The organism is Xanthomonas sp. DAR 80977, assembly GCF_041240605.1.
Taxonomy (GTDB): Bacteria; Pseudomonadota; Gammaproteobacteria; order Xanthomonadales; family Xanthomonadaceae; genus Xanthomonas_A; species Xanthomonas_A bundabergensis.
Genome location: NZ_CP162487.1, coordinates 2,585,028 through 2,609,248 on the forward strand (window position 1 = coordinate 2,585,028; position 24,221 = coordinate 2,609,248).

At 69.0% G+C, this 24,221-nt stretch carries 19 protein-coding genes and 5 tRNA genes; 17 read left to right on the plus strand and 7 right to left on the minus strand.

Going from position 1 to position 24,221, the window contains the following annotated elements; all coding sequences use genetic code 11:
* Nucleotides 1-26 precede the first annotated feature (26 nt).
* Complete coding sequence (locus AB3X10_RS11100) at nucleotides 27-986, minus strand: mechanosensitive ion channel family protein (RefSeq protein WP_369981463.1); 960 nt, start codon at nucleotides 984-986, stop codon at nucleotides 27-29.
* Nucleotides 986-3,361, minus strand: coding sequence for a phosphoenolpyruvate synthase (gene ppsA / locus AB3X10_RS11105; RefSeq protein WP_369981465.1), 2,376 nt, complete (start codon nucleotides 3,359-3,361; stop codon nucleotides 986-988). Before ppsA ends, AB3X10_RS11100 begins: the two co-directional genes overlap by 1 nt.
* A gap of 146 nt (nucleotides 3,362-3,507) precedes the next feature.
* On the opposite strand from ppsA, the gene AB3X10_RS11110 reads away from it, so the two are divergent.
* The 3 genes from AB3X10_RS11110 to AB3X10_RS11120 all read left to right on the plus strand — a co-directional run bounded on the left by AB3X10_RS11110 (nucleotide 3,508) and on the right by AB3X10_RS11120 (nucleotide 5,529).
* The gene (locus AB3X10_RS11110; RefSeq protein WP_369981467.1) at nucleotides 3,508-4,329 is read left to right on the plus strand and encodes a pyruvate, water dikinase regulatory protein; all 822 of its coding nucleotides are present in this window, start codon (nucleotides 3,508-3,510) and stop codon (nucleotides 4,327-4,329) included.
* A gap of 145 nt (nucleotides 4,330-4,474) precedes the next feature.
* Nucleotides 4,475-4,981 carry a DUF1249 domain-containing protein gene (locus tag AB3X10_RS11115; RefSeq protein ID WP_369981468.1) on the plus strand — a complete coding sequence of 169 codons (507 nt, stop codon included), beginning with the start codon at nucleotides 4,475-4,477 and terminating at the stop codon, nucleotides 4,979-4,981.
* 59 nt (nucleotides 4,982-5,040) lie between these two features.
* Complete coding sequence (locus tag AB3X10_RS11120) at nucleotides 5,041-5,529, plus strand: NUDIX hydrolase (protein ID WP_145706479.1); 489 nt, start codon at nucleotides 5,041-5,043, stop codon at nucleotides 5,527-5,529.
* A 303-nt stretch (nucleotides 5,530-5,832) separates the two neighbouring features.
* On the opposite strand, the gene AB3X10_RS11125 is transcribed toward AB3X10_RS11120, so the two are convergent.
* Nucleotides 5,833-6,591, minus strand: a complete 759-nt coding sequence (locus AB3X10_RS11125) for a 3-hydroxybutyrate dehydrogenase (RefSeq protein WP_369981469.1) — start codon at nucleotides 6,589-6,591, stop codon at nucleotides 5,833-5,835.
* Nucleotides 6,592-6,733: 142 nt separating this feature from the next.
* Between AB3X10_RS11125 and AB3X10_RS11130 the strand changes: the two genes are divergently transcribed.
* The 6 genes from AB3X10_RS11130 (at nucleotide 6,734) to AB3X10_RS11155 (ending at nucleotide 10,759) form a co-directional block, all read left to right on the plus strand.
* Nucleotides 6,734-7,348 (plus strand): CDP-alcohol phosphatidyltransferase family protein, encoded by a 615-nt coding sequence (locus AB3X10_RS11130; RefSeq protein ID WP_369981470.1) that lies wholly within the window; start codon nucleotides 6,734-6,736, stop codon nucleotides 7,346-7,348.
* Nucleotides 7,349-7,393: 45 nt separating this feature from the next.
* Nucleotides 7,394-8,578 carry a class III poly(R)-hydroxyalkanoic acid synthase subunit PhaE gene (gene phaE / locus AB3X10_RS11135; RefSeq protein ID WP_369981472.1) on the plus strand — a complete coding sequence of 395 codons (1,185 nt, stop codon included), beginning with the start codon at nucleotides 7,394-7,396 and terminating at the stop codon, nucleotides 8,576-8,578.
* Nucleotides 8,575-9,648: a class III poly(R)-hydroxyalkanoic acid synthase subunit PhaC gene (locus AB3X10_RS11140; protein WP_369981474.1), complete on the plus strand. Its 1,074-nt coding sequence runs from the start codon at nucleotides 8,575-8,577 to the stop codon at nucleotides 9,646-9,648. Before phaE ends, AB3X10_RS11140 begins: the two co-directional genes overlap by 4 nt.
* 82 nt (nucleotides 9,649-9,730) lie before the next feature.
* Nucleotides 9,731-10,075, plus strand: a complete 345-nt coding sequence (locus AB3X10_RS11145; RefSeq protein ID WP_369981780.1) for a DUF5329 domain-containing protein — start codon at nucleotides 9,731-9,733, stop codon at nucleotides 10,073-10,075.
* A gap of 28 nt (nucleotides 10,076-10,103) precedes the next feature.
* Nucleotides 10,104-10,307: a PspC domain-containing protein gene (locus tag AB3X10_RS11150; RefSeq protein ID WP_369981476.1), complete on the plus strand. Its 204-nt coding sequence runs from the start codon at nucleotides 10,104-10,106 to the stop codon at nucleotides 10,305-10,307.
* On the plus strand, nucleotides 10,304-10,759 hold the full coding sequence (locus tag AB3X10_RS11155; protein WP_369981478.1) for a hypothetical protein: 456 nt from the start codon (nucleotides 10,304-10,306) through the stop codon (nucleotides 10,757-10,759). Before AB3X10_RS11150 ends, AB3X10_RS11155 begins: the two co-directional genes overlap by 4 nt.
* Before the next feature lie 3 nt (nucleotides 10,760-10,762).
* On the opposite strand, the gene AB3X10_RS11160 is transcribed toward AB3X10_RS11155, so the two are convergent.
* Nucleotides 10,763-11,974, minus strand: a complete 1,212-nt coding sequence (locus tag AB3X10_RS11160) for an NAD(P)/FAD-dependent oxidoreductase (protein ID WP_369981480.1) — start codon at nucleotides 11,972-11,974, stop codon at nucleotides 10,763-10,765.
* Between the two features lie 177 nt (nucleotides 11,975-12,151).
* On the opposite strand from AB3X10_RS11160, the gene AB3X10_RS11165 reads away from it, so the two are divergent.
* From AB3X10_RS11165 to AB3X10_RS11175, 3 genes are all read left to right on the plus strand, one after another.
* Nucleotides 12,152-12,367, plus strand: a complete 216-nt coding sequence (locus AB3X10_RS11165) for a hypothetical protein (protein ID WP_369981482.1) — start codon at nucleotides 12,152-12,154, stop codon at nucleotides 12,365-12,367.
* Between the two features lie 75 nt (nucleotides 12,368-12,442).
* Nucleotides 12,443-14,071, plus strand: a complete 1,629-nt coding sequence (locus AB3X10_RS11170; RefSeq protein WP_369981485.1) for a hybrid sensor histidine kinase/response regulator — start codon at nucleotides 12,443-12,445, stop codon at nucleotides 14,069-14,071.
* 127 nt (nucleotides 14,072-14,198) lie between these two features.
* Entirely contained in the window at nucleotides 14,199-16,577 is a 2,379-nt protein-coding gene (locus tag AB3X10_RS11175) for a Tex family protein (protein ID WP_369981486.1), read from the plus strand.
* A 61-nt stretch (nucleotides 16,578-16,638) separates the two neighbouring features.
* Here the strand turns inward: AB3X10_RS11175 and AB3X10_RS11180 are convergent, their stop codons facing one another.
* Both AB3X10_RS11180 and AB3X10_RS11185 read right to left on the minus strand, forming a co-directional pair.
* A complete protein-coding gene (locus AB3X10_RS11180; protein WP_369981488.1) occupies nucleotides 16,639-20,409 on the minus strand; it encodes a PAS domain-containing protein in 3,771 nt (1,256 codons plus the stop codon).
* A 189-nt stretch (nucleotides 20,410-20,598) separates the two neighbouring features.
* Complete coding sequence (locus tag AB3X10_RS11185; protein WP_145706501.1) at nucleotides 20,599-20,979, minus strand: response regulator; 381 nt, start codon at nucleotides 20,977-20,979, stop codon at nucleotides 20,599-20,601.
* A 134-nt stretch (nucleotides 20,980-21,113) separates the two neighbouring features.
* On the opposite strand from AB3X10_RS11185, the gene AB3X10_RS11190 reads away from it, so the two are divergent.
* The 5 genes from AB3X10_RS11190 (at nucleotide 21,114) to AB3X10_RS11210 (ending at nucleotide 22,248) form a co-directional block, all read left to right on the plus strand.
* Nucleotides 21,114-21,200, plus strand: a tRNA-Leu gene (locus AB3X10_RS11190).
* 546 nt (nucleotides 21,201-21,746) lie between these two features.
* Nucleotides 21,747-21,822, plus strand: a tRNA-Ala gene (locus AB3X10_RS11195).
* A 48-nt stretch (nucleotides 21,823-21,870) separates the two neighbouring features.
* Nucleotides 21,871-21,946 (plus strand) — tRNA-Glu (locus AB3X10_RS11200).
* A 105-nt stretch (nucleotides 21,947-22,051) separates the two neighbouring features.
* Nucleotides 22,052-22,127, plus strand: a tRNA-Ala gene (locus AB3X10_RS11205).
* 45 nt (nucleotides 22,128-22,172) lie between these two features.
* Nucleotides 22,173-22,248, plus strand: a tRNA-Glu gene (locus AB3X10_RS11210).
* Between the two features lie 115 nt (nucleotides 22,249-22,363).
* Here the strand turns inward: AB3X10_RS11210 and AB3X10_RS11215 are convergent.
* On the minus strand, nucleotides 22,364-24,208 hold the full coding sequence (locus AB3X10_RS11215) for an esterase/lipase family protein (protein WP_369981782.1): 1,845 nt from the start codon (nucleotides 24,206-24,208) through the stop codon (nucleotides 22,364-22,366).
* Nucleotides 24,209-24,221 lie beyond the last annotated feature (13 nt).

A 24,221-nucleotide genomic window follows, 5' to 3' on the forward strand; every position in this document is an offset into this window, starting at 1 on the left:
GCCTTGGGCAATGGCCCGGGCCCGGGTCAGCGCGCCAGCGGCGGACCCTGCTTGGTCTCGCCGTCGTCGGTCACGCCCTTCAGCAACAGCTCGGCGATCGGACGGCCGTCGGCATCGTGGTGGTACACGTGCAGGTCGCGCTGCGGATAGGGAATGCTGAGCCCGTTCTCCAGCAACTGGTTGCGGATGTTCTCCAGCGTGGAGCTCTTGGCCGCGCCGAAATCGCCGTTCCTGGCGTAGGCGAACAGCATCAGGTCCACCGTGCTCTCGCCCAGGTTGGTGACCTGCACGAACGGCGCCGGCGTCTGCAGGATGTTCGGATTGTCCTGGGCGATCTGCAGCAACAACTGCTGGGCCTTCTTCAGGTCGTCGCCGTAGCCGACGCCGACGGTGATCTCCAGGCGCCGGTTGGGCAGGGTGCTGTAGTTGACGATCGGCGCGGTGGTGATGGTGCTGTTGGGCAGGGTGATCATGCGCTCGTCGAAGGAGCGGATGCGGGTCTGGAAGATCCGGATCTCGTCGACGATGCCTTCCTGTCCGGCGACCACCACGTGGTCGCCATCGCGCATCGGCCGCAGCACGATCAGCATCACCCCGGAGGCGATGTTGGACAGCGAATCCTTCAGCGCCAGGCCGACCGCCAGGCCGGCCGCGCCGAGCACCGCGAACAGCGAGGTCGGCGGCACGCCGATCTTCTGCAGCGCGGTGACGAACACCAGCACCAGCAGCAACGCATAGGCGACGTTGCGCAGGAAATTGCTGAGCGTGGTCTCCACCCGGGCGCGCAGCAGCGCGCGCTGCAGCCACAAACTCAGGCGCTTGGCGATCCACATCCCCAGCACCAGGATGACCAGCGCCACGCCCCAGTTGAGCGCGTACTGCGCCCAATCCAGGTCTCTCCAGTTGAACGGCTGCTGTGTCCGCGCCGCCGGTGCGGCGGAGGTCGCCGCCGCGACCGCCGCCAGCAACATCGCTGCCGTGCCCATCAGCTGGCGGCTTTCAGCTTGGCCAGGCGCAGCCAGGTATCGACCACGGTGTCGGGATTCAGCGACACCGACTCGATGCCTTCCTGCATCAGCCATTCGGCCAGGTCAGGATGGTCCGACGGGCCCTGGCCGCAGATGCCCACGTACTTGCCCTTAGCGCGCGCGGCCTTGATCGCCATCGACAGCAGCTTCTTGACCGCGGCGTTGCGCTCGTCGAACAGGTGCGCCACGATCGACGAATCGCGATCCAGGCCCAGAGTCAGCTGGGTCAGGTCGTTGGAGCCGATCGAGAAGCCGTCGAAGATCTCCAGGAACTCGTCGGCCAGCAGCGCATTGGACGGCAGCTCGCACATCATGATGATCTTCAGGCCGTTCTCGCCCTGCTTGAGCCCGTTCTTCTCCAGCACCTCGACGACCTTGCGGCCTTCCTCCAGGGTGCGCACGAACGGGATCATCACCCACATGTTGTCCAGGCCCATCTCGTTGCGGACCTTGAGCACCGCCTTGCACTCCAGCGCGAACGCGGCCGAGAAGCTCGGGTCGACATAGCGGCTGGCGCCGCGGAAGCCGATCATCGGGTTCTCTTCGTGCGGCTCGTAGTTGATGCCGCCGATCAGGTTGGCGTACTCGTTAGACTTGAAGTCCGACAGGCGCACGATCACCGGGTTCGGCGCCACCGACGCGGTCAGCGTGGCGATGCCTTCGGCCAGGCGGTTGATGTAGAAGCTGACCGGGTCGGCGTAGCCGGCGATCTTCTCGTCGATCTTCTTTTTGGTCGCCGCGTCCTGCTTGGCGTATTCCAGCAGCGCGTTGGGGTGGACGCCGATGTGCGCGGCAATGATCATCTCCAGCCGCGCCAGGCCGATGCCGGCGTTGGGCAACTGGCCGAAGTCGAACGCGCGCTCCGGGTTGGCCACGTTCATCATGATCTTCAGCGGCGCCGGCGGCATGTTGCCCAGGTCGGTGGTGGTGCGCTCGAACGGCAGCAGGTCGGCGTAGATGAAGCCGGTGTCGCCCTCGGCGCAGCTGACCGTCACCTCGCGCCCGTCCTCGATCAATTCCATCGCGTTGCCGGTGCCGACCACGGCCGGCACGCCCAGCTCGCGGGCGATGATCGCCGCGTGGCAGGTGCGGCCACCGCGGTTGGTGACGATCGCCGACGCGCGCTTCATCACCGGCTCCCAGTCCGGGTCGGTCATGTCCGCGACCAGCACGTCGCCGGGCTGCACCCGGCTCATGTCGTCCAGGCTGCGCACCACGCGGGCGACGCCGGCGCCGATCTTCTGGCCGATGGCGCGGCCTTCGGCGATCACGCTGCCGCGCTTTTCCAGCGCGAACCGCTCGATCTGGGTGGCATGGCCGCGCGACTTCACCGTTTCCGGACGCGCCTGCACGATGAACAGCTTGCCGCTGACGCCGTCCTTCGCCCACTCGATGTCCATCGGCCGCTGGTAATGCTTCTCGATCACCAGCGCCTGCTTGGACAGTTCCTGCACGTCCTCGTCGCTGATCGAGAAGGTGTTGCGCAGTTCGGCCGGGGTGTCCTCGATGCGCACGCGCTCGCCGGGCACGTCCGAATACACCATGCGGATCAACTTGCTGCCCAGCGAACGGCGCAGGATCGCCGGCTTGCCGGCATTGAGCGTGGGCTTGTAGACGTAGAACTCGTCGGGATTGACCGCGCCCTGCACGACCATTTCGCCGAGGCCGAAGCTCGAGGTAACGAACACCACGTCGCGGAAACCGGATTCGGTGTCGAGCGTGAACAGCACGCCGGAAGCGCCGACGCCGGAGCGCACCATCAGCTGCACGCCGGCCGACAGGAACACGTCCTCGTGCTTGAAGCCGTGGTGCACGCGGTAGGCGATGGCGCGGTCGTTGTACAGGCTGGCGAAGACTTCCTTGACCTTGTGCAGCACGTCGTCGGCGCCGGTCACGTTGAGGAAGGTCTCCTGCTGGCCGGCGAAGCTGGCGTCGGGCAGGTCTTCGGCGGTGGCCGAGGAGCGCACCGCCACGGCGATCTCGCCGCCGCCGTTCTCGGCGCACAGCTGCGCGTAGGCGTCGCGGATGGCCTGGTCCAGCTCCGGCTGCAGCGGCGCATCGGTGACCCAGCCGCGGATTTCCTTGCCGGCCGCGGTCAGCGCGCCGACGTCTTCCACGTCCAGCGTTGCCAGCTTGTCGAAGATGCGCTGGTAGAGATTGTTGTGGGCGACGAACGCCTTGAACGCTTCGGCGGTGGTGGCGAAGCCGCCGGGCACCGAGACGCCGAGTCCTGCCAGGTTGCCGATCATTTCGCCGAGGGAGGAGTTCTTGCCACCGACGCGGGCCAGGTCGGTCAGGCGCAACTCATGCAACCAAAGGATGTTCTCGTTCAAGCGCGATGCTCCGTTGGGCCATCGCCCGAGGCGGGCTGAGTGGCCGCGTCCGTGGGGGAAGAAGCCGATATCATGCAGTGCGCACCCGAGTCGGCACAAGCTCGATCGGGCGTATCCGTTGGGTTTCAGCAAGGAGAATCCAGGCAATGTCGACGATCCGACCGGTGTTCTACGTCTCCGATGGAACCGGTATCACCGCTGAAACCATTGGGCATAGCCTGCTCACCCAGTTCAGCGGTTTCAGCTTCGTCACCGACCGCATGTCGTTCGTAGACGATCCGGAAAAAGCGCGCGAGGCGGCGCAGCGCATCCATGCCGCCGGCGAGCGGTACCAGGTGCGGCCGATCGTGGTCAACTCCTGCGTGGATCCGCAGCTGAGCATGCTGCTGTCGGAGAGCGGCGCCTTGATGCTCGACGTGTTCGCGCCGTTCATCGAGCCGCTGGAGCGCGAATTGAACGCGCCGCGGCATTCGCGCGTGGGGCAGGCGCACGGCCTGGTCGATTTCGAGACCTACCACCGCCGCATCAACGCGATGAACTTCGCGCTGACCCACGACGACGGCATCGCGATCAACTACGACGAGGCCGACCTGATCCTGGTCGCCGTCTCGCGCGCCGGCAAGACGCCGACCTGCATCTACCTGGCGCTGCATTACGGCGTGCGCGCGGCCAACTATCCGCTGACCGAGGAGGACCTGGAGCACGACCGGCTGCCGCCGCGGCTGCGTCCCTACCGCAGCAAGCTGTTCGGGCTGACCATCGATCCGGACCGGCTGCAGCAGATCCGCCAGGAACGGCGGCCGAATTCGCGCTATTCCAACCTGGAGACCTGCCGGCGCGAGGTGTCCGCGGCCGAGACCATGTTCAGGATGGAGCGGATCCCGACCCAGAGCACCACGCATACCTCGATCGAGGAGATTTCCAGCAAGGTGCTGGCGACGCTGGGGCTGCAGCGCGAGATGTTCTGAAGGGGCGGGTGCGGCGCCTGCCGGCCAAGTGGGCCGCGGGCGAGGCGGGCGCTTGCCGCCAGCGTGCCGAGACTTCCAAGGTAGGCCGCCGCGGGCGATCCGTCAATGCTGCCGCCGCGGCGTCGCAGCGTGTAGCATCGGCTCCATGCAGCACGCCCTGACCCGCAGCGAACGCATCCCCCGGCTCAGCCGATTCGGCTGGCTGATGGGGCTGTACGCCGAGAACTTCGTGCACCTGAATCGCCTGTTCGTGCCGTCGGACCTGGCGGTGGGCAGCTACCTGTCCTCGGTCGGCGACGGCCTGGACCTGCGCCTGGACGTGATCGAGCACCACCGCTACACGGTGGAACTGCGCCTCACCTACGACCTGTGCGATCCGCTCACCGGCGAGCCGGACCCGTCGGCCTACGTGCGCCTGTACCGCGACGCGCGCCAGGCCGAGACCACGCATTGCTACGTCGGCCGCCGCTGGCAGGACGTGATGGGGCTGTATCCGCCGCCGGCGGAGCTGATCAGCCACCGCATGCGCATGAACACCTTCCTCAGCAAGTGGCTGGAATACCTGGCCGAGCGTGGCCATGGCGTGGCCACGCTGAAGCCGGCCGCGCCGCTGCAGCGCCCGGCGCAGGACGCGGCGACGCCGGCCCCGTAGCGCTTGTCGCCGCGGCGGATGCGGCATACTGCGCGCCCGCCGACTCGCCCGCCTGCCGCATGCCCTATACCCCGATCGTCGCCACGCTGGGCTATGTGCTGTCGCCCGACCGTTCCAAGGTGCTGCTGATCCACCGCAATGCGCGTCCCGGCGATCACCACCTGGGCAAGTACAACGGCCTGGGCGGCAAGGTCGAGGCCGACGAGGACGTGCTGGACGGCATGCGCCGCGAAATTCGCGAGGAAGCCGGCATCGAGTGCGACGCGCTGCAACTGCGCGGCACGATCAGCTGGCCCGGCTTCGGCAAGCATGGCGAGGACTGGCTGGGCTTCCTGTTCCTGATCGACGCCTACAGCGGCGAACCGTTCACCGAGAACGCCGAGGGCACGCTGGCCTGGGTGCCGGTGGCGGACATGGCGTCGCTGCCGTTGTGGGAGGGCGACCGCCACTTCCTGCCACTGGTGTTCGACGGCGATCCGCGTCCGTTCCACGGGGTGATGCCGTACCGCGACGGGCGCATGCTGTCGTGGCGCTATTCGCGGGTCTGAGCGCCGTCGCGCCCGCGCGCCGCGGCGCCTGGCTTGTCCACAGCGGCTGTGGATCGATCCTGCACAAGCCTGTGGGCAAGCATGGCAAGTCGCTGAAATCGCTGCCCGATTTTGCCGGGTGGCGAAAATTTCACCAGGCCGTGCCGGGCTTCTCCACAGCGGGTGTGGATGGAATCGGCCAAAGTCTGTGGATAAGCGCGGCGCCGCGTTGCGGCGCAACGCCTGCGGCGGCATTGGCGAAAAATTCGCCAGCGCCGATTGCCGCCGCGGCCAGCGTCCGCCTTGCCGAAGCGCGCCGCGCCGCTACTGCGCGGTCCAGCCGCCGTCGATGGCGATGGTCTGCGCGGTGATGTTGCGCGCCGCCGGCGAGGCCAGGAACGCGACGCAGCCGGCCAGCTCGTCGTAGTCGATGAACACGCCCTTGGGCATCGGCTTGAGCATCACCTGCGCGATCACGTCGGCCTCGGAAATGCGGCGGGTGCGCGCCTGGTCGGCGATCTGCCTGTCCACCAGCGGCGTCTTCACGTAGCTGGGGCACAGCGTGTTGATGGTGATGTCGGCATCGGCGGTCTCCAGCGCGATCGCCTTGGAGAATCCGACCAGGCCGTGCTTGGCGGCGACGTAGGCGCTCTTGTACGGGCTGGCCACCAGCGAGTGGATGCTGCCGATGTTGACGATGCGGCCGAAGCCGCGCTCGCGCATCCCAGGCAGCACGGCCTGGGTCAGCCGCGCCACGCCGGTCAGCATCACCTCCACCAGCAGGCTCCACCTGGCCATCGGGAACTCCTGCAGCGGCGCCACGTGCTGCAGCCCGGCGTTGTTGACCAGCACGTCCACCGGCCGCGACAGCGCGGCCAGCGCCGCGCCGATGCTGGCCTCGCTGGCCACATCCAGCGCCACCGCCTCGGCCGAGCCGCCGGCCTCGCGCAGCTGCGCGGCCACGGCGGCCGCGGCATCGGCATCCAGGTCGCTGACGACGATGTGGCGGCCGCCGGCGGCCAGTTCGCCGGCGATGCCGGCGCCGATGCCGCTGGCGGCGCCGGTGATCAGGACGGTCTGCATGGAAGGCACCTGTCGGGGGAAAGTGCGCAGCGTAGCAGCGCCGCGCGACCACGCCATGGCGGCGGTTCTCGCCAGTGCGCCGGTGCCACGCTACCCTGTGCCGGTCGCACCCTTCTCACGCCGGACCCGTCACGCTATGCCGATGAAACGCCACTTCTCGATGCTGCGCGAATTCCAGTTGGCCGACTGGTTCACCCTGGCCAACGCCTTCTGCGGCACCGGCGCGGTGTTCGCGGCGATGCGCTTCCTGCAGGACGGGCGGCGCAGCGACCTGCTGATCGGCATGGCGCTGATCCCGCTGGCGTTCGTGTTCGATGCGCTGGACGGGCGCGTGGCGCGCTGGCGCAAGTCCTCCTCCACGCTCGGGCGCGAGCTGGATTCGCTGGCCGACGTGATCTCCTTCGGCGTCGCCCCGGCCGCGCTGGCCTACGCCTGCGGCATGCAGGGCGGTTGGGACTGGCTGGTGCTGAGCTTCTTCGTGTGCTGCGGGGTCAGCCGCCTGGCGCGCTACAACGTCACCGCCGAGCAACTGGCCGGCGATGGCGACAAGGTGCCGTATTTCGAAGGCACGCCGATCCCGAGCAGCCTGGCGCTGGTGATCGTGCTCGCGGTGGCCGCGCACCTGGGCCATCTCGGCGACGCGCTGTGGTGGGGCGAATGGCGGCTGGGGCCGTGGCTGCTGCATCCGCTGGTGCTGCTGTTCGCCCTGTCCGGTTCGCTGATGATCAGCAAGACCCTGCGCATTCCCAAGCCCTGAGCGGGTGCAGTTGCTATCATTCCGGCCTGACCTGGGAGGGTGGCGATGAAGGCTAGCGGCGGCGACGGTGCCGGCGATTTCGAGGCACTGGCGCGGCAATACTGGAGCGCCTGGAGCGAGGCGTTGCGCCAGGGCGGCGCCGCGCCTGCGCCGCCGCCCGCCGAGGGCGCCGGCAGCGGCGGCTGGCGCGAGGCGATCGAGACCTGGGCGCAGTGGCTGCCGCGCGGCACCGGGGCGCAGGCCGAGGACGCGGTGTCGCGGCTGCAGCAGCAGGCCGGCGACTGGTTCGGCGCGATGCAGCAGGTGGCCGCGCAGTTCGCCGGCCGCGATGCCAGCAGTGCGGACGTGGCCGATGCCTGGAAGCAGCAGGTGCAGGGCCAGCGCGAGCAGATGCTGCAGTGGCTGCTCGGCACCGCGCGCGGCGTCGGCCAGGCCGGCGTGGATCCCTGGCTGCAGCAGGCGGCGCACTGGCTGCAGGGCTGGCAGCGCGACAGCGGGCCGTGGCTGCAGATGCCCGGCTTCGGTCCGGGCCGTAACCACCATGCGCGCTGGCGCGCCCTGGCCAAGGCCCAGCAGGACTACCAGGCGCAGCTGCAGGCCTACCTGGGTCAGTTGCAGGGCGCGATCGACCGCGCCTTCGGCGTGTTCGAGGCCAAGCTGCGCGAGCACGAGGATCCCGGCAGCCAGCTGACCAATGCGCGGGCGATGTTCGACCTGTGGATCGACGCCGCCGAAGAGGCCTATGCGGCCTCGGCGCTGTCGGAAGAGTTCCGCCAGGTGTATGCCGGCTTCGCCAATGCGCAGATGCGCCTGCGCGCGCTGCTGCAGCGCGAGACCGAGCAGCTGAGCGAGCAGTTGGGCCTGCCGACCCGCACCGAACTGGATGCGGCGCATCGGCATATCGCCGACCTGGAGCGGCGGCTGCGGCGCCTGGAGCGGGCAACAGCCCCTGCCGCGGCGCCTGCTGAAAAGCCACAGGCCACTGCGAGCGGCACGACCGCGACGCGTCCGACGGCGCGGTCCAGGCCTGCGCCGGCTGCGGCGCCCAAGCCTGCGCCTGCTGCCGGCGCGGCGAAGCGGTCCGCCGCGCGTGCCGCTTCCAAGCCCAAGCCAACCGCCAAGCCCGGATCAACCGCCAAGCCCAGGCCCAGGGCGGCCGCAGCCTCCAGGCCCGCCGCCAAGCCGACCCGCGCCAAGCCGGCTGCGGCACCGCGCCGGAGCCGCGCATGAAAGGGCCGTTGAGCTTCAGCAGCGACGACCTGCTGCAGGAAACCCTGGAGCTGCAGCGCAAGCTCATGGAAGGGCTGCGCGTGCTGCCCGGGCTGGACGAGGTGCAGTACGGCGTTACCGAGCGGCAGGAAGTGTGGCGCGACGGCAAGGTGGTGCTGTACCGCTTCGTCGGCAACCAGCCGCCCACCGCGAAGGTGCCGCTGCTGATCGTCTATGCGCTGGTCAACCGCCCGTACATGGTCGACCTGCAGGCCGACCGTTCGCTGGTGCAGGGCCTGCTGGCGCTGGGCGAGGACGTGTATGTGCTGGACTGGGGCTATCCCGACCGTTCCGAGCGCTACCTGACCCTGGAAGACTATCTGCTGCGCTACATCGACGGCGCGGTCGATCACCTGCGCGGCGCGGCCGCGGCGCCGATCAACGTGCTCGGCATCTGCCAGGGCGGCACCTTCTCGCTGTGCTATGCGGCGCTGCAGCCGGCCAAGGTGCGCAACCTGGTGACGATGGTGACGCCGGTGGATTTCCATACCCCGGACAACATGCTGTCCAACTGGGCGCGACAGGTGGACGTGGACCTGTTCGTGGACACGCTGGGCAACGTGCCGGCCGACCTGATGAACGCCAGCTACCTGATGCTCAAGCCGTTCCGGCTGAACCTGCAGAAATACGTGGGGCTGCTGGACATCCTCGACGATCCGCGTGCGCTGGAAGACTTCCTGCGCATGGAGAAATGGATCTTCGATTCGCCCGACCTGGCCGGCGAGACGTTCCGCGAATTCGTCAAGCAGTTCTACCAGGACAACGCGCTGGTGCACGGCCGCGCGCGCATCGGCGAACACGCCGTGGACCTGGCGCGGGTGAGCATGCCGGTGCTCAACATCTACGCCGAACAGGACCACCTGGTGCCGCCGGACGCCTCGCGGGCGCTGCGCGGGCTGGTCGGCAGCGACGACTACGCCGAGCTCAGTTTCCGCGGCGGGCATATCGGCATCTACGTGTCCGGCCGCGCGCAGCGCGAGGTGCCGGCGGCGCTGCACCGCTGGCTGGCCGAGCGCGATGGCGGGCAATGAGCGCCTGATGCAGCGTGCGCTGCCATCCTCGCGCCGGCTCGGCGTGCGGCTGATCGCGTCGGGCCTGGCCTGTGCCTGCGCGATGGCCGCCGTCGCCGCGCCGCCGCCGGCCGCCGAGCGCGAGATCCAGGCGCTGCTGGCGGCGCTGCAGGCCTCGCCGTGCCGGTTCCAGCGCAACGGCAGCTGGTATCCGGCGGCCGAGGCCAAGGCGCATCTGCAGCGCAAGTACGACTACCTGCGCAAGCGCGACCTGGCCGCCAGCGCCGAGCAGTTCATCGAGCGCGGCGCCAGCCGCAGCAGCACCAGCGGCCAGGCCTACCGGGTGGCCTGCCCGGGCCAGCCGGAGCAGGACGCGGCGGCCTGGTTCGCGCAGCAACTGGCCGCGCTGCGCCGTCACGCCGCGTCCGCGGCGCCGCGCCCAGACTGAGCGCGCCTTCGCCGCAGGAGCCGCCGCCATGTCCCAGCCCACCCGCACATTGTCGCGCTCGCTCAACGACCGCATGATCGCCGGCGTGATCGGCGGCATCGCGCACCGCTTCGGCTGGAGCGCGACGCTGCTGCGCGTGGTGTACGTGGTCGGCTCGATCGCCTCGGCCGCGTTCCCCGGCATGCTGGTCTACCTGATCCTGTGGCTGCTGATTCCCAACGAAGCCGATTGACGCGGCCGGCGCTGGCCGCGCTGCGTGTGTCCGGTTTCGCGCTCGGCGCGCTGTGGACCTCGCCCAATACGCTGCTCGGCCTGATCGCCGGAGTCGCCGCCATGCCGTTCGGCGCGCGCGCGCGGATCAGCCGGCGCGAGCTGGCGCTGGTGTTCGACCGCTTCCCCTGGGGGCCGCGCGGGGCGTTGACGCTCGGCAACGTGATCCTGGTCAGCGCCGACGACCTGGACGTGGCCTGCGCCACCTACGAACATGCCGCCGGCCGCTGCCGGCATCCGAACGTGCGCCTGGGCGACCACGAGCGCGCCCACGTGCTGCAATACCTGCTGCTCGGCCCGGTGTTCCTGCCGGTGTACTTCGCCTGCGGCGGGGTCGGCGTGCGCAACCCGTTCGAGCGTGCCGCCGACCGCTACGCCTTGCACGGCCACGGCTGGTGGCCGGGACGGCGCTGACGCTCAGTCCAGCCGGGCGAAACCGAACAGGTGCTTGAGCGGATGCGCGCGGCGTTCGATCTGCGCGCGCAACAGGCCTGCGCCCAGCATGCTGTAGGTGATGCCGTTGCCGCCATAGGCCATCGCGAACTGCATGCGCGGCCCGTGCTGCGGGTGCGGGCCGAAGAACGGCAGGCCGTCGTCGGTCTCGGCGAAGGTGCCGCCCCAGGCGAAGGTCGGCTGCAGTTCCAGGCCCGGCAGCGCCTTGGCGATCTTGCGGCACAGCGTGCGCGCCTTGCTGTCCACGCGCGCATCGCGGCGCGACGGAATGTCCACGCTGTCGTCCTCGCCGCCGGCGACGATGCGTCCGTTGCCGGTGCTGCGCAGGTACAGATAGGGGCGCGCGCTTTCCCACACCATGGTGTCCTTCAGCGCGCCGAGCTGGGCGTCGTCCAGCGGATCGCTGACGAAGGCGTAGCTGCTGCGGTTCTTGGCCACGCGCCGGTCCAGCCAGTCCTGGCTGGCATAGCCGGCGGCCATCACCACGTGACCGGCGCGCACCTGCACGCCCTGCTCGGTGCGCAGCGTGGCGCCGCGGCCGTTGACCGCGATGTGCGCGATGCGGGTGCGGTCGTAGACGCCGGCGCCGCGCCTGTGCGCGCGCCCGAGCAGGCGATAGGTCAGGCGATAGGGATCGACCCGCGCGGCCTGGTGGCTGAGGATCGCGCCATGCGCCTGCACCCCGTAGCCGGCACGCAGCGCCTGCGCATCCAGCCATTCCACGTCCAGCCCGTGGCGCGCGCGCAATTGCAGTTCCTGCTGCAGCACGCGCACATGGCGACGGCGGCTGGCGTAGTACAGGCTGTCGTTCCAGCCGAAGTCGACGTCGCGCAGCGGCCGCACCAGCGCACGCAGCTGTTCCAGCGCCTGCGCGCAGGAACGGTAGGCGAGGGCGGCGCTGTCTTCGCCGTAGCGCTTGGCCAGGTCGAGCATGTGCGTGTCGATCTCGTACTGCAGCAGCGCGGTGCTGGCCGCGGTGCTGCCCCAGCCGATGTCGCGTTGTTCCAGCACCGCGACGTCGTGGCCATGCGCGACCAGTTCGTCGGCGATCAAGGCGGCGGTGATGCCGCCGCCGACGATCGCCACGTCGCAGCGCAGGTCGCCGCGCAGTTGCGGGAAGCTGTGCATCAGGCCGTTGCGCACCGACCAGAAAGGGTAGCCGCTCTTGAGATCCATGCGTGTTCGCAGCGATGAGGAGTGCGCGACTAATGCCTAATTTCGGTTAAGCCGGCGTGAGTTCGAAGTAAGTCATTTGCGGGCAAACAGCCGCGATTAACCTGCGTGGAGAGATCCCTCACGACGCGCTGTGTAGGCTGCGCGCCAGTTCCACGAATTCCCAGCAGAGGAAGCGTCATGTCGGTCGTTCTGTACATCGGTGGCAGCAAGGATGGCGAGAAGGGCGTGATGCCCTATGGCTTCAGCAAGTCGATGAAGCAGACCGACACCGGGCCGGAAATCTACGTCGAGCGCGTGCTTGCGCTGAGCGATCGGCGGGTCCGGATCATGGCGCTGGAATCGCTGCAGGAGGAGATCGTGGTGGAACGGCTGCACAGGTACTATTCGCGTTGACGCCGGCATGCGAACCCCGGTGTGGTCGCCCGCCTAGCCGGGCCAGCAGCGGTTCGCATCGATCTGCCTTCGCCCATGCCCGCACCCGATTCCCGTAACCTGCCGCGCGTCACCGTCCACGAAAGCACCACCGCCGATCTGTCCGACCACCGCAGCGACATCTTCTTCGCCGCCGTGGAAACCACGCGCATGCCGATGATCGTCACCGATCCGCGGCAGGCGGACAATCCGATCGTGTTCGTCAACCGCGCGTTCCTGGAGATGACCGGCTACAGCAGCGAAGAACTGCTCGGCAACAACTGCCGCTTCCTGCAGGGACCCGACACCGATCGCGATACCGTGGACAGCGTGCGCGAGGCGATCGCCGCGCGCAACGACGTGGCCGTGGAGATCCTCAATTACCGCAAGGATGGCTCCAGTTTCTGGAACGCGCTGTTCATCTCGCCGGTCTACAACGAGCACGGCGAGCTGGTCTATTACTTCGGCTCGCAACTGGACGTCAGCCGCCGCCGCGACACCGAGGACGCGTTGCGCCAGGCGCAGAAGATGGAGGCGCTGGGCCAGCTGACCGGCGGCATCGCGCACGACTTCAACAACCTGCTGCAGGTCATGTCCGGCTATCTGGAATTGATCGAGCACGGCCTGGAGCGCGAGTCGCCGGACCCGTCGCGGCTGCGCAAGAGCGTGGAGCGCGCGCGCGACGCCGCCGGCCAGGCGGCGCGGCTGACCCAGCAGTTGCTGGCGTTCGCGCGCAAGCAGAAGCTGGAAGGGCGCGTGCTCAACCTCAACGCGCTGGTCGCCGGCATGAGCGACGTGGCCGAGCGCACGCTGGGCGACGGCATCGCGTTCTCGCTGGACCTGGCGGCCGACCTGCACAACTGCCGGATCGATCCGACCCAGGCTGAGGTGGCGCTGCTGAACATCCTGATCAATGCACGCGATGCGATGGCCGAGCAGTCCGCGCCGCGCCTGGTGATCCAGACCCGCAACGTCTCGATCCGCGCCGACGAGCCCACCACCTACGACAACCTGCTGCCCGGCCACTACGTCTGCGTGTCGGTCACCGACAACGGCAGCGGCATGCCGCCGGAGGTGCTGGCACGGGTGCTGGATCCGTTCTTCACCACCAAGGAGGAGGGCAAGGGCACCGGCCTGGGCCTGTCGATGGTGTACGGCTTCGCCAAGCAGTCCGGCGGCGCGGTGCGGCTGTATTCGGAAGAGGGCCACGGCACCACGGTGCGGCTGTACTTCCCGATCGACGACAACGTCGAGAACATGTCGCCGCGCGATTCGCGCTCGCGCCGCGTGTTCGACCGGCAGGGCGACGAGACGATCCTGATCGTGGAGGACCGGCCGGACATCGCCGAACTGGCGCGGCTGTTCCTGGACGACCAGGGTTACGTCACCCACGTGGCGCACAATGCGCGCGAGGCGTTGCAGCTGCTCGACGACGGCCTGCACGTGGACCTGCTGTATTCGGACCTGATCATGCCCGGCGGACTCAACGGGGTGATGCTGGCGCGCGAGGCGCGGCGGCGCCGGCCCAAGCTCAAGGTGCTGCTGACCACCGGCTACGCCGAGTCCTCGCTCGAGCGCACCGACGCCGGCGGCACCGAGTTCGACGTGTTGTCCAAGCCGTACAACCGCCAGGAGCTGACCCGCAAGGTACGCATGGTGCTGGACGGCCCCACCGGGGTGAGCTGATCCCGACCACCCGGCCTGCGGCGTGCGCCGATGCCGACAGGTCGGCGCGCCCCTGTCAACGGGTTCCCCGATGGCGCGGGCGCTGCGAAAATGGCGGTTTTCCGCAAGGCGGCTCCGGCCGGACGCAATGCACGACACTCAGCTCGCCCAGCAGATCGCCAATACCATCGCCGCCGAGATCGGCGCGCAGCCGGCACAGGCCCGCGCCGCCATCGCCTTGCTCGACGAAGGCGCCAGCGTCCCGTTCATCGCGCGCTACCGCAAGGAAGTCACCGGCGGCCTCGACGACACCCAGCTGCGCAACCTGGAAACCCGCCTGACCTATTTGCGCGAGCTGGAAGACCGCCGCGCCGCGGTGCTGGCCAGCATCGACGAACAGGGCAAGCTCAGCGCCGAACTGCGCGCGGAGATCGTCGCCGCCGATACCAAGTCGCGGCTGGAAGACCTGTACCTGCCGTACAAGCCCAAGCGCCGCACGCGTGCGCAGATCGCGCGCGAAGCCGGCCTGGAGCCGCTGGCCGATGGCCTGCTGGCCGATCCGTCGCTGACACCGGACAGTTTCGCCGCCGGCTTCGTCGATGCCGACATGGGCGTGGCCGACGTCAAGGCGGCGCTGGAAGGCGCGCGCGCGATCCTGATGGAGCGCTGGGGCGAAGACGCGGCGCTGGTCGGCGAACTGCGCGGCTGGCTCGGCGACGTCGGCGTGATCCGTGCGCGCGTGGCCGAAGGCAAGGAGCAGGAGGGCGCCAAGTACCGCGACTACTTCGACCATGCCGAGGCGCTGGCCAAGATTCCCTCGCACCGCTTGCTGGCGCTGTTCCGCGCGCGCCGCGAAGAGATCGTGTACCTGGAGCTGGACCCGGGCAGCGATGCCGAGGCCGGCCACCAGTACGCCGAGGGCCGCGTCGCGCTGCGCGCCGGCATCGCCAACCAGGGCCGTCCCGGCGATCGCTGGCTGCTCGACGCATGCCGCCTGACCTGGCGCGCCAAGCTGCACATGCACCTGCTGCTGGACCTGTTCAACCAGGCGCGCGAGAAGGCCGAAGCCGAGGCGATCGCGGTGTTCGGCGACAACCTGCAGGACCTGATGCTGGCCGCGCCGGCCGGCGCGCGGGTGACTCTGGGCCTGGATCCGGGCATCCGCACCGGTTGCAAGATCGCGGTGGTCGACGCCACCGGCAAGCTGCTCGCCACCGACACCATCTATCCGCACGAGCCGCGCAGGCAGTGGGACCAGTCGCTGCACACGCTGCGGCAGCTGTGCACACAGCATGGCGTGGAACTGATCGCGATCGGCAACGGCACCGCCAGCCGCGAGACCGACAAGCTGGCCGCCGACCTGATCAAGCAGAACCCGCAGCTGAAGCTGGAGAAGATCGTGGTCAGCGAGGCCGGCGCGTCGGTGTATTCGGCGTCCGAATTCGCGGCCAAGGAGTTCCCGCAGCTGGACGTGTCGCTGCGCGGCGCGGTGTCGATCGCGCGGCGCCTGCAGGACCCGCTGGCGGAGCTGGTCAAGATCGAGCCAAACGCGATCGGCGTGGGCCAGTACCAGCACGACGTGGACCAGTACCGGCTGGCGCGGGCGCTGGACGCGCGCGTGGAGGACTGCGTCAACGCGGTCGGCGTCCACGTCAACACCGCCTCGGCGGCATTGTTGTCGCGCGTGTCCGGGCTGTCGGCCAGCGTGGCCGAGAACATCGTGCGCCACCGCGACGACAACGGCCCGTTCAAGCGCCGCAAGGATTTGCTGAAGGTGCCGCGGCTGGGCGACAAGACCTTCGAGCAATGCGCTGGCTTCCTGCGCATCGCCGACGGCGACGAGCCGCTGGACGCTTCGTCGGTGCACCCGGAAGCGTATCCGGTGGTGGAGCGCATCGTCGGCGCCACCGGCAAGCCGATCAAGGCGCTGATCGGCGACGGCGGTTTCCTGCGCGCGCTCAAGCCGGACCAGTTCACCGACGAGAAGTTCGGCGTGCCGACCGTGCGCGACATCCTCAAGGAACTGGAGAAGCCGGGCCGCGATCCGCGCCCGGAATTCAAGGCCGCGCGCTTCGCCGACGGGGTGGAGGACATCAAGGACCTCAAGCCGGGCATGGTGCTGGAAGGCGTGGTCAGCAATGTCGCCGCGTTCGGCGCCTTCGTCGACATCGGCGTGCACCAGGACGGGCTGGTGCACATCTCGGCCTTGTCCGACAGCTACGTCAAGGATCCGCGCGACGTGGTCAAGGCCGGCGACATCGTCAAGGTCAAGGTGCTGGAAGTGGACGTGGCGCGCAAGCGCATCGCGTTGACCCGGCGCCTGGACGACACGCCGGCACCGGCATCGGCACGCGCCGGCGAGCGCGATGGCGGCGCGCGTCCGGCGCCGGGCGCGCCGCGCCGCGAGCGCGATGCGCGTGGTGGCAATGGCGGCAACGGTGGCGGCAACGGCAAGCCGCGCACGCCGGCGGCGCCGCCGCTGAACAGCGCCCTGGCCGACGCGTTCGCCCGCGCCAAGCGCAACTGAGTCCTGGGCGTGCCGCCGGCCTGGCCGCGGCACGCATCCCACCCCGCGGCGCGATGTCGGCTCAGGCCGGCTCGGCGGTGGCGTTTGGATCCGGTTCGGCGGCGACCTGCGGCTGGGTCAGCGAGGCGGCCAGTGCGATCAGCTTGGTCGGGTCCACCGGCTTGCCCAGATGCGCGTTGAAGCCGGCCTCCAGCGCCAGCGAGCGATCCTCGCCGCGCACGTATGCGGTCAGCGCGATCGCCGGAATGCGGCTGACCGCGCCGGCGCCGCGCGCGCGCACGCTGCGGATCAGGCTGTGCCCGTCGCGGCGCGGCATGCCCACGTCGCTGACCAGCAGGTCGTAAGGTCGCTCGCGCAGCAGCGACTCGGCATCGTCGGCGGAGACCGCGGCCTCGACCACCGCGCCGGCTTCCTGCAGGAAGCGTTGGGTCACGCCGCGCGAGTCCATGTCGTCGTCGACGACCAGCACGCGCACCCCGTTCAGGCGGACCCCGCCACGTTGCAGCGCGGCCGCGGCGATCGCCGCACCGTCGTTGCGCCGCGCCGGGCCCATGCCTTGCAGATCGTTGCGCGGCAGCAACAGGGTGAAGGTGGCGCCCAGGCCGATGCCGTCGCTGCTGACCGACAACTGCCCGTGGTGCATTTCCGCCAGTTGCTTGGCGATCGCCAGACCCAGGCCGAGTCCGCCGGCGCTGCGCGTGCTGCTGGCGTCGGCCTGGCGAAAACGGTCGAACACGTGCGGCAGGAATGCCGGATCGATGCCGACGCCGCTGTCGCTGACGCAGATGCGCAGATGGGTGCTGCTGCTGTCCAGGGTCACCGTGATCTTGCCCGCGCTGGGGGTGAACTTGATCGCATTGCCGATCAGGTTGGTCAGCACCTGGCGCAGGCGCACCGCGTCGCCGAGATAGGGCAGGGCGGGGCTGTCGTCGCACGGCTGCAGGACGATGTCGATGCCCTTGCCCTCGGCGCCGGGCCGCGCCGCATCGAGCGCTTCGCCGAGCAGCGCGCACAGATCCAGCTCGGTGGGGTCCAGGCGCACCTTGCCGGACAGGATCGCGCTCATGTCCAGCAGGTCGTCGATGATCTGCGCCTGCGCATGGGCGCTGCGCTCGATCACTTCCAGGCCCCTGGCCAGGTCCTTCTCGCGCACCGCATCGCCCTGCATCAGCCGCGACCAGCCCAGGATCGCGTTGAGCGGGGTGCGCAGCTCGTGGCTCAGCGTGGCCAGGAATTCGTCCTTCATGCGGCTGGCGCGCTCGGCCTCGCCGCGCGCGCTCTGCTCGGCGGCCAGCAGCTGCTGCAGGCGCTGGTCGGTTTCGCGGCGCTCGATGATGATGCCGGCCAGGTGCGAGGCCGAGCGCGCCAGGTCCTGCTCGTGCACGGTCGGGTAGTGCACGAACGGGTAGTACAGCGCGACCACCCCCAGCACCTGGCCGTCGCTGGCCAGGATCGGCGTGGAGCAGCAGGACACGATGTCCGCCTCGGCGGCCGCGACCAGGTAGTCCTGCCAGTTCGGGTCCACCCGCACGTCGCTGCACAGCACCTGCCGGCGCAGGAACGCGGCGCGGCCGCAACAGCCGCTGCGCTCGCCGATCGGCAGGCGGTGCACCACCTTGCGGAACGACGCGGGCATGCTCGGCGCGGCGCCTTCCAGCAGGCACTGGCGGTGTTCGTCGACCAGCATGATAGTGCAGCGCAGGCCCACGTCGCTCTGCGCCTCGATGCCGCGTGCGATCGATTCCAGCACCGCGCTCAACGGCTTGCCGGTGGTGATCATTTCCAGCGCCGCGCGTTCGGCGACGGTGGCGTTCTCGATGCGCTTGCGTTCGGCGATATCCAGCAGCGAGCCGATGAAGCCGAGGAACTGGCCCGACGCGCTGAAGCGCGGCGAGGCGGTGTCCACGCACCAGCGGTACTCGCCGTCGTGGCGGCGCAGTCGGTATTCGATGGCGAACGCGCGGCGGTCGGCGGCGGCGCGGGCCATCGTGCGCCCGACCGCGGCGGCGTCGTCGGGATGGATCTTCTCCATCCAGCCGGATCCCATCGCCTCCTGTTCGGTCTGCCCGGTGAACAGGTACCACTGGCGGCTGACGTATTCGCAATCGCCGTCGGCATTGCCCATCCAGATCAGCACCGGCGCGTTGTCGCACAGGTTGCGGAAGCGCAGTTCGCTTTCCTGCAGCCGCTGCTCGACCACGCGGCGATCGTGGATGTCGGTATTGGTGCCGATCCAGCGCACGATCGCGCCGTCGCCATCGCGGATCGGCAGCGCGCGGCCCAGGTGCCAGCGATAGCTGCCGTCGTGGCGGCGCAGCGGGTACTCGATCTCGTAGGGTTCGCCGCTGCGCACGGCGTGCGGCCAGGCCTGCATCGCCCGCGCCAGGCCGTCCTCGGTATGCACCTTGCGCCAGCTGGCGTAGCCGGATTCGCCGGCCGGCAGGCCGGTGTATTCGTACCAGCGCCGGTTGAAGTAGTCGACCTCGCCGTCGGGCGTGGCGGTGAACACGATCTGCGGCATCGCATCGGCCAGCTCGCGCAGGCGCGCCTCGCTGCGCGCCAGGTCCGATTGCGCGCCGGCGCGCTCCATCGATTCCCAGCAGCGCGCCGCGACCAGCCGCACCAGTTCGATCTCCGCCGACGTCCACACCCGCGGCTGCAGCTGGTGCACGCCGACCACGGCGACCAGGCGGCCGGCCTTGTGCAACGGCGCGCTCAGCATCGCGCGCATGCCCAGACGCCGGTAGCCGGGGTCGTCGACATGCAGCGGCGGCGCATACGCCTCGGTGTCCTGCACCACCCACGGCCGGTTCTCGCGCATGCATTCCAGCAGGTCGCTGCCGAACTCGCTGAAGCGCGCGCGCCCGGTCAGGTGCGCGGTGCCGTCGACATAGTCGGCGCGCACGTCGAAGGCGTCTTCGTCGGCATCGACGATCGCATACGCGCAGCGGTTCGCCTGCAGGTGCCGGCCGAGCAGTTCGGCGCCGGTCTCGCAGATGGCCTCGGCGCTGTCCAGGTTCTGCAGCGCGTCCTCCAGCATCAGCAGGAAGCTGTCGTGGGCCTGCGCGCGGGTCTGCTCGGTGCGGTCGATGCCGTGGACCAGCACGCCGGTGACCTTGCCTTCGGCGTCGCGCATCGGCTGGTACACGCATTCCAGCGTGGTTTCGGAGACCGTCTCGTGCGGCGTGCGGCGCAGGTTGAAGGTCATCGATTCGCCGGTGAAGGGCAGGCCGCTGGCGCGTACGTTGTCGAGCAGGCGGATGAAACCCTGCTGCTGGATCTCCGGGATCGCCTCGGCCAGCGGCTTGCCGACCACCTCGCGCGGCCCGACCAGTTGCTGGTAGCGCCGGTTGACGCTCTCGACCACGTAGTCCGGGCCACGCAGGATCGCCAGCGCCGCCGGCGACTGCTCGAACGCGTCGGCCATCTGCGCCCGCTGCGCGTCCAGCGCCCGCAGCAAGCCATCGCGTTCGCGTTCCAGCTTGATCCGTGCCGTGTCCTCGGTACACACGCACAGCACGCCGCCGATGCCGCCGTGGTCGTCGAAGACCGGGCTGTAGGAAAAGGTGAAATAGACCTCTTCCTCGTAGCCGTTGCGCATCATCACGAACGGCACGTGCTCGTTCCAGGTCGGCTCGCCGGTCGCCAGCACCTGTTCGGCCTGCGCCGACACCGTCGGCCAGACGTCCGGCCACACCTCGGCCACCGCACGCCCGAACGCGAAGGGGTGGCGCATCCCCAGGATCGGGATGTAGGCGTCGTTGTACAGGTTGATCATCCGCGGTCCCCAGCGGATCACCATCGGGAAACGCGAGCTCAGGCAGATCGACAATGCCGAGCGCAGACTCTGCGGCCATTCCCGCAGCGGGCCCAGTTCATGGCCCGACCAATCCTTGGCGCGCAGCAACTCTGCCGTAACGCTGTTGGCGGGCAGCCAGACAGGAGGAGGCGAGCAGTCGTGAGCGTTGATGGCGATGTCCCTTGAATCGATCCCTGCGGGGCAGGCTCCCGATCGGGATTGTCAAGGCCGGGCGGTCATTTTCGCGTGAGCATCGCCCAGCGCCTTGATCAGCTGTTCCGACAGGTACGGCTTGGTCAGGACCACGCCGGCGGCGAAGCCGGCAGGAAGCGACTCGGCGGCGACGCCGGTGGCCAGCACATACGGGATCGCCTGTTCGGTGAGCATCCGCGCGACCGCTTCGCTGGTCTCGCCCGCGGCCAGGCGGAAATCGAGCACCGCCCGGTCGGGGCGCTCCTGTTCGATCAGCGCCAGCGCCTGCCGTACCGACTCGGCAGGGCCGATCACCTCGGCACCGGCTTGGGCAAGCTGCAGTTCCAGCAGCGTGGCGTTCATTTCGTCATTCTCGACCACCAGGATACGCAGGCCCCGCAATGCCGACATCGCTTGCTCGTTAAGGTTTGGGAACGGAAAGTATAGCGGCAGCCGCAAGGGCCCCGGTTAGATCGCGATCCCAGCGAACATGAAGGGTTTACCCCTGTCGCAGGCGCGTGCGCTCGGCTATACTTCGCGGCCGCGCCGAAGTGGCGGAATCGGTAGACGCAGCGGACTCAAAATCCGCCGCCCTTAAAAGCGTGTGGGTTCGAGTCCCACCTTCGGCACCAGGACCTACGGCAGCTTCGGCTGCCGTTTGTTTTTTGCGCGCTGGTCCGGTCCCGCAGGCCCGCACGGACCTGCGGCCGCACCGCAGCGCTCGGCCACGACCACCTCTCCCCCCGACACACTGACGGATGTCGCGCCCGATCCGGACCGCAGTGCATCGAATGAAGATCACCAAGCGGTCGAGCAGGGCGGCAGCGCGCGCCGACTGCCGCAGATGCGCGCGCGTGGCGTGTCGGCATCCGCTCGGCCCAAGCGCCAGGTGCGTCAACGCCTGTGGGAAGCCGGCAGCAACGACGCGCCATATATATGGAGAAGCGCGTGACGCGCGATGCGGCATTCGTTTTCCGCCTGGCCGATTGGTCGAAGCGCGTGGGCGGCGCCTGGTTTTCTTGCGATGGAAGCGCAACGTGTCGATGCGTTGGGTGCACGCGATTGCGGCCGCGACCGCCGATGGCGGAAATCCCGTTGTGCGTCGCGTTAAAAAACTTCAAAAAACGCTTGCGCGGACCGGATGCCATCGCTAATATTCCGCTCCTCGCAGCACACGTGGGGCCATAGCTCAGCTGGGAGAGCGCTTGCATGGCATGCAAGAGGTCGCCGGTTCGATCCCGGCTGGCTCCACCAACTTTTTCGGGCACTAGGCCTGTCCGCAAAAGCTACATCGTTATCAGCGTCCCCATCGTCTAGAGGCCTAGGACATCACCCTTTCACGGTGGCGACCGGGGTTCGAATCCCCGTGGGGACGCCATTTTATTCGCAGCAAATCTGAAGTCCGGCACTGCCGGACTTTTTTTGTGCGGGATTTGTACATCCCGCAGGAATCGGGTAAGATTCCGCTTCTGCCAGTACACGTGGGGCCATAGCTCAGCTGGGAGAGCGCTTGCATGGCATGCAAGAGGTCGCCGGTTCGATCCCGGCTGGCTCCACCAAGTTTTCGGACATAGGCCTGTCCGCAAAGCGGCAACACCATCAGCGTCCCCATCGTCTAGAGGCCTAGGACATCACCCTTTCACGGTGGCGACCGGGGTTCGAATCCCCGTGGGGACGCCATTCCATACGAAGACACCCGGCACTGCCGGGTGTTTTTTTGTCTGCGTTTTTCTCAGGCGCGGCCGGCCGGCCGGCGAGCGCAGCCGCGCGGCGCGCTCGCGTGCCGCTGCGCGGTTCAGCGCAGCAGCTTGCGGATCTCCAGGATGGCTTGCGGGGTTTCCTGCACGCTGTGCCCGGAGGTCACCACGGTCTCCGACGCCGCCCCGGCCAGATGCGCGCTCCAGTAGGGCACGACGCCGTCGTCGGATTGCGCCAACGGCACCCGCGCATCGCGGCGGGCGATGATCGAGTGGTAGCGCACCTTCGGCGAGATCCGCAGATCCGCCGCGGCCTGCACGAAGTCGTCGCGGTCGTTGAGGTTGTCCATGCTGGTCGGCAGCTTGCCGACCAGGCCGGTGCTGGTGATGTCCTTGAACTGGTCGAGAATGCGTGCCGGTATGCCGATCAGGCGCCCCACCAGGCTGCCGAGCATGCCGGTCGCCTGCGGCGTCCCGCGATGCGGCGAGGCGAGGAAGATCGCCTCGGAGACTTCCGGCATCGGCTCGAAATGCAGCATCGGCGACAGTTTGCCTTGCAGCGTCTGCAGCGCCGGCGCGGGGAGCGTGCTGTTGCCGAACAGGCGCTGCCAGAGCCGGTCGCCGTCGCTGGAGGACACCATCAAGCGCGCCAGCACGCCGCCCATGCTGTGCCCGACCAGCAGCATGTCGTGCGCCGAGGCGCTGCGCCGTTGCGGATCGAAATGGTCCAGCGCCTGCTGCAGGCCCTTGCGGATCTCGAGGTGGTTGTAGGCGATCGGCAGATTGGTCGGGTAGTAGACCAGCCAGATCTGGTAGCGGGCGCGCAGCTGTTCGTCGCCGAGCAGTTCGTTGGCCAGGTTCACCCAGGCCTCGGGACTGCTGGCCAGGCCGTGCAGCAGCACCAGCACCCGGCGGTTGGGATCGTAGGGCTGGGTCAGGAAGATGTGCGGCCGGTCGATGCCGTGGGCCATGCCGAACAGCGTCCGCAGCGATTGCTCGGCGAAACCGGAGCGCGCCATCCACACGCCATGGCCGGCGCTGAAGTTGCCGGCCAGCGGCACCGTGTAGCCGCCCAGCGTGGCATGGGCGCTCAGGTACGGGTCGTAGGCTTCCACCCGCACGGCCCGACTGGCCAGCACCTCGGCCAGGGTGTGGCCATCGAAGCGCAGCAACACGGTCAGGCTCGGCGTCGGCATTTCGCTGTAGGCCGGGCTCGCCTGGTCCGCTTCGCTCGCCGCGTTGTGCAGCGACGTCGCGTTCGGCAGCACCGCGACCATCTCCGAACCGAACCCGTCGCGCCGGTAGACGCTGCGCAGCCCGGTGAAGCGCAGGCCGCTGGCCGGCAGCATCGCGTCCGGCATCGGCATGTCCTGCAATGCGCCCAACTGGCTCACGTCCAGGACGATCCTCCAGCCGGGCAGGGCCGACAATTCCGCCGCGCTGTCGGCCTGCTGGCCCTGCTGCTGGAAGCGCACGAACAGCGCCGATACCGCCTGCTGCACCGCGTAGTTGTAGTAGTCGCGAACCTGGGTCTGGCGGTCCTCGAAGGCGCGCTCGCTGGGCGCGCGGTCGCTGAAGAACAGGTAGGCATAGGCGTAACGCGCGGTCTCCAGCCAGGCGCCCAGGGCGGCGTCGCTGCGCGGCTGGCGCTTGGCCAATTGCAGCGAGGCCTGCAGCCACAGCTCGGCGACGGTCGCCAGCTTGCGCTCCTGGACCACGCCGTCGTTGTCGAGCAGCTGCTCGGCGCACTGCCGGGTCTGGATGCTGCATGCGCTCTCGCTCAGGCCGATCACCGCGAGCGTCTCGATCGCCGGGGTGCTGAGGTGGCCGCTGCTGAGCGGGTCGCCGCGCTTGGCCTGGATGTACTCCGCCGCGCTCACCGGTTTCAGCGTGACCATCGCACAGCCGCTGGCGCCCAGCGCCAGGCACAGCACGGCGAGCATGCGCCAGGCCAGG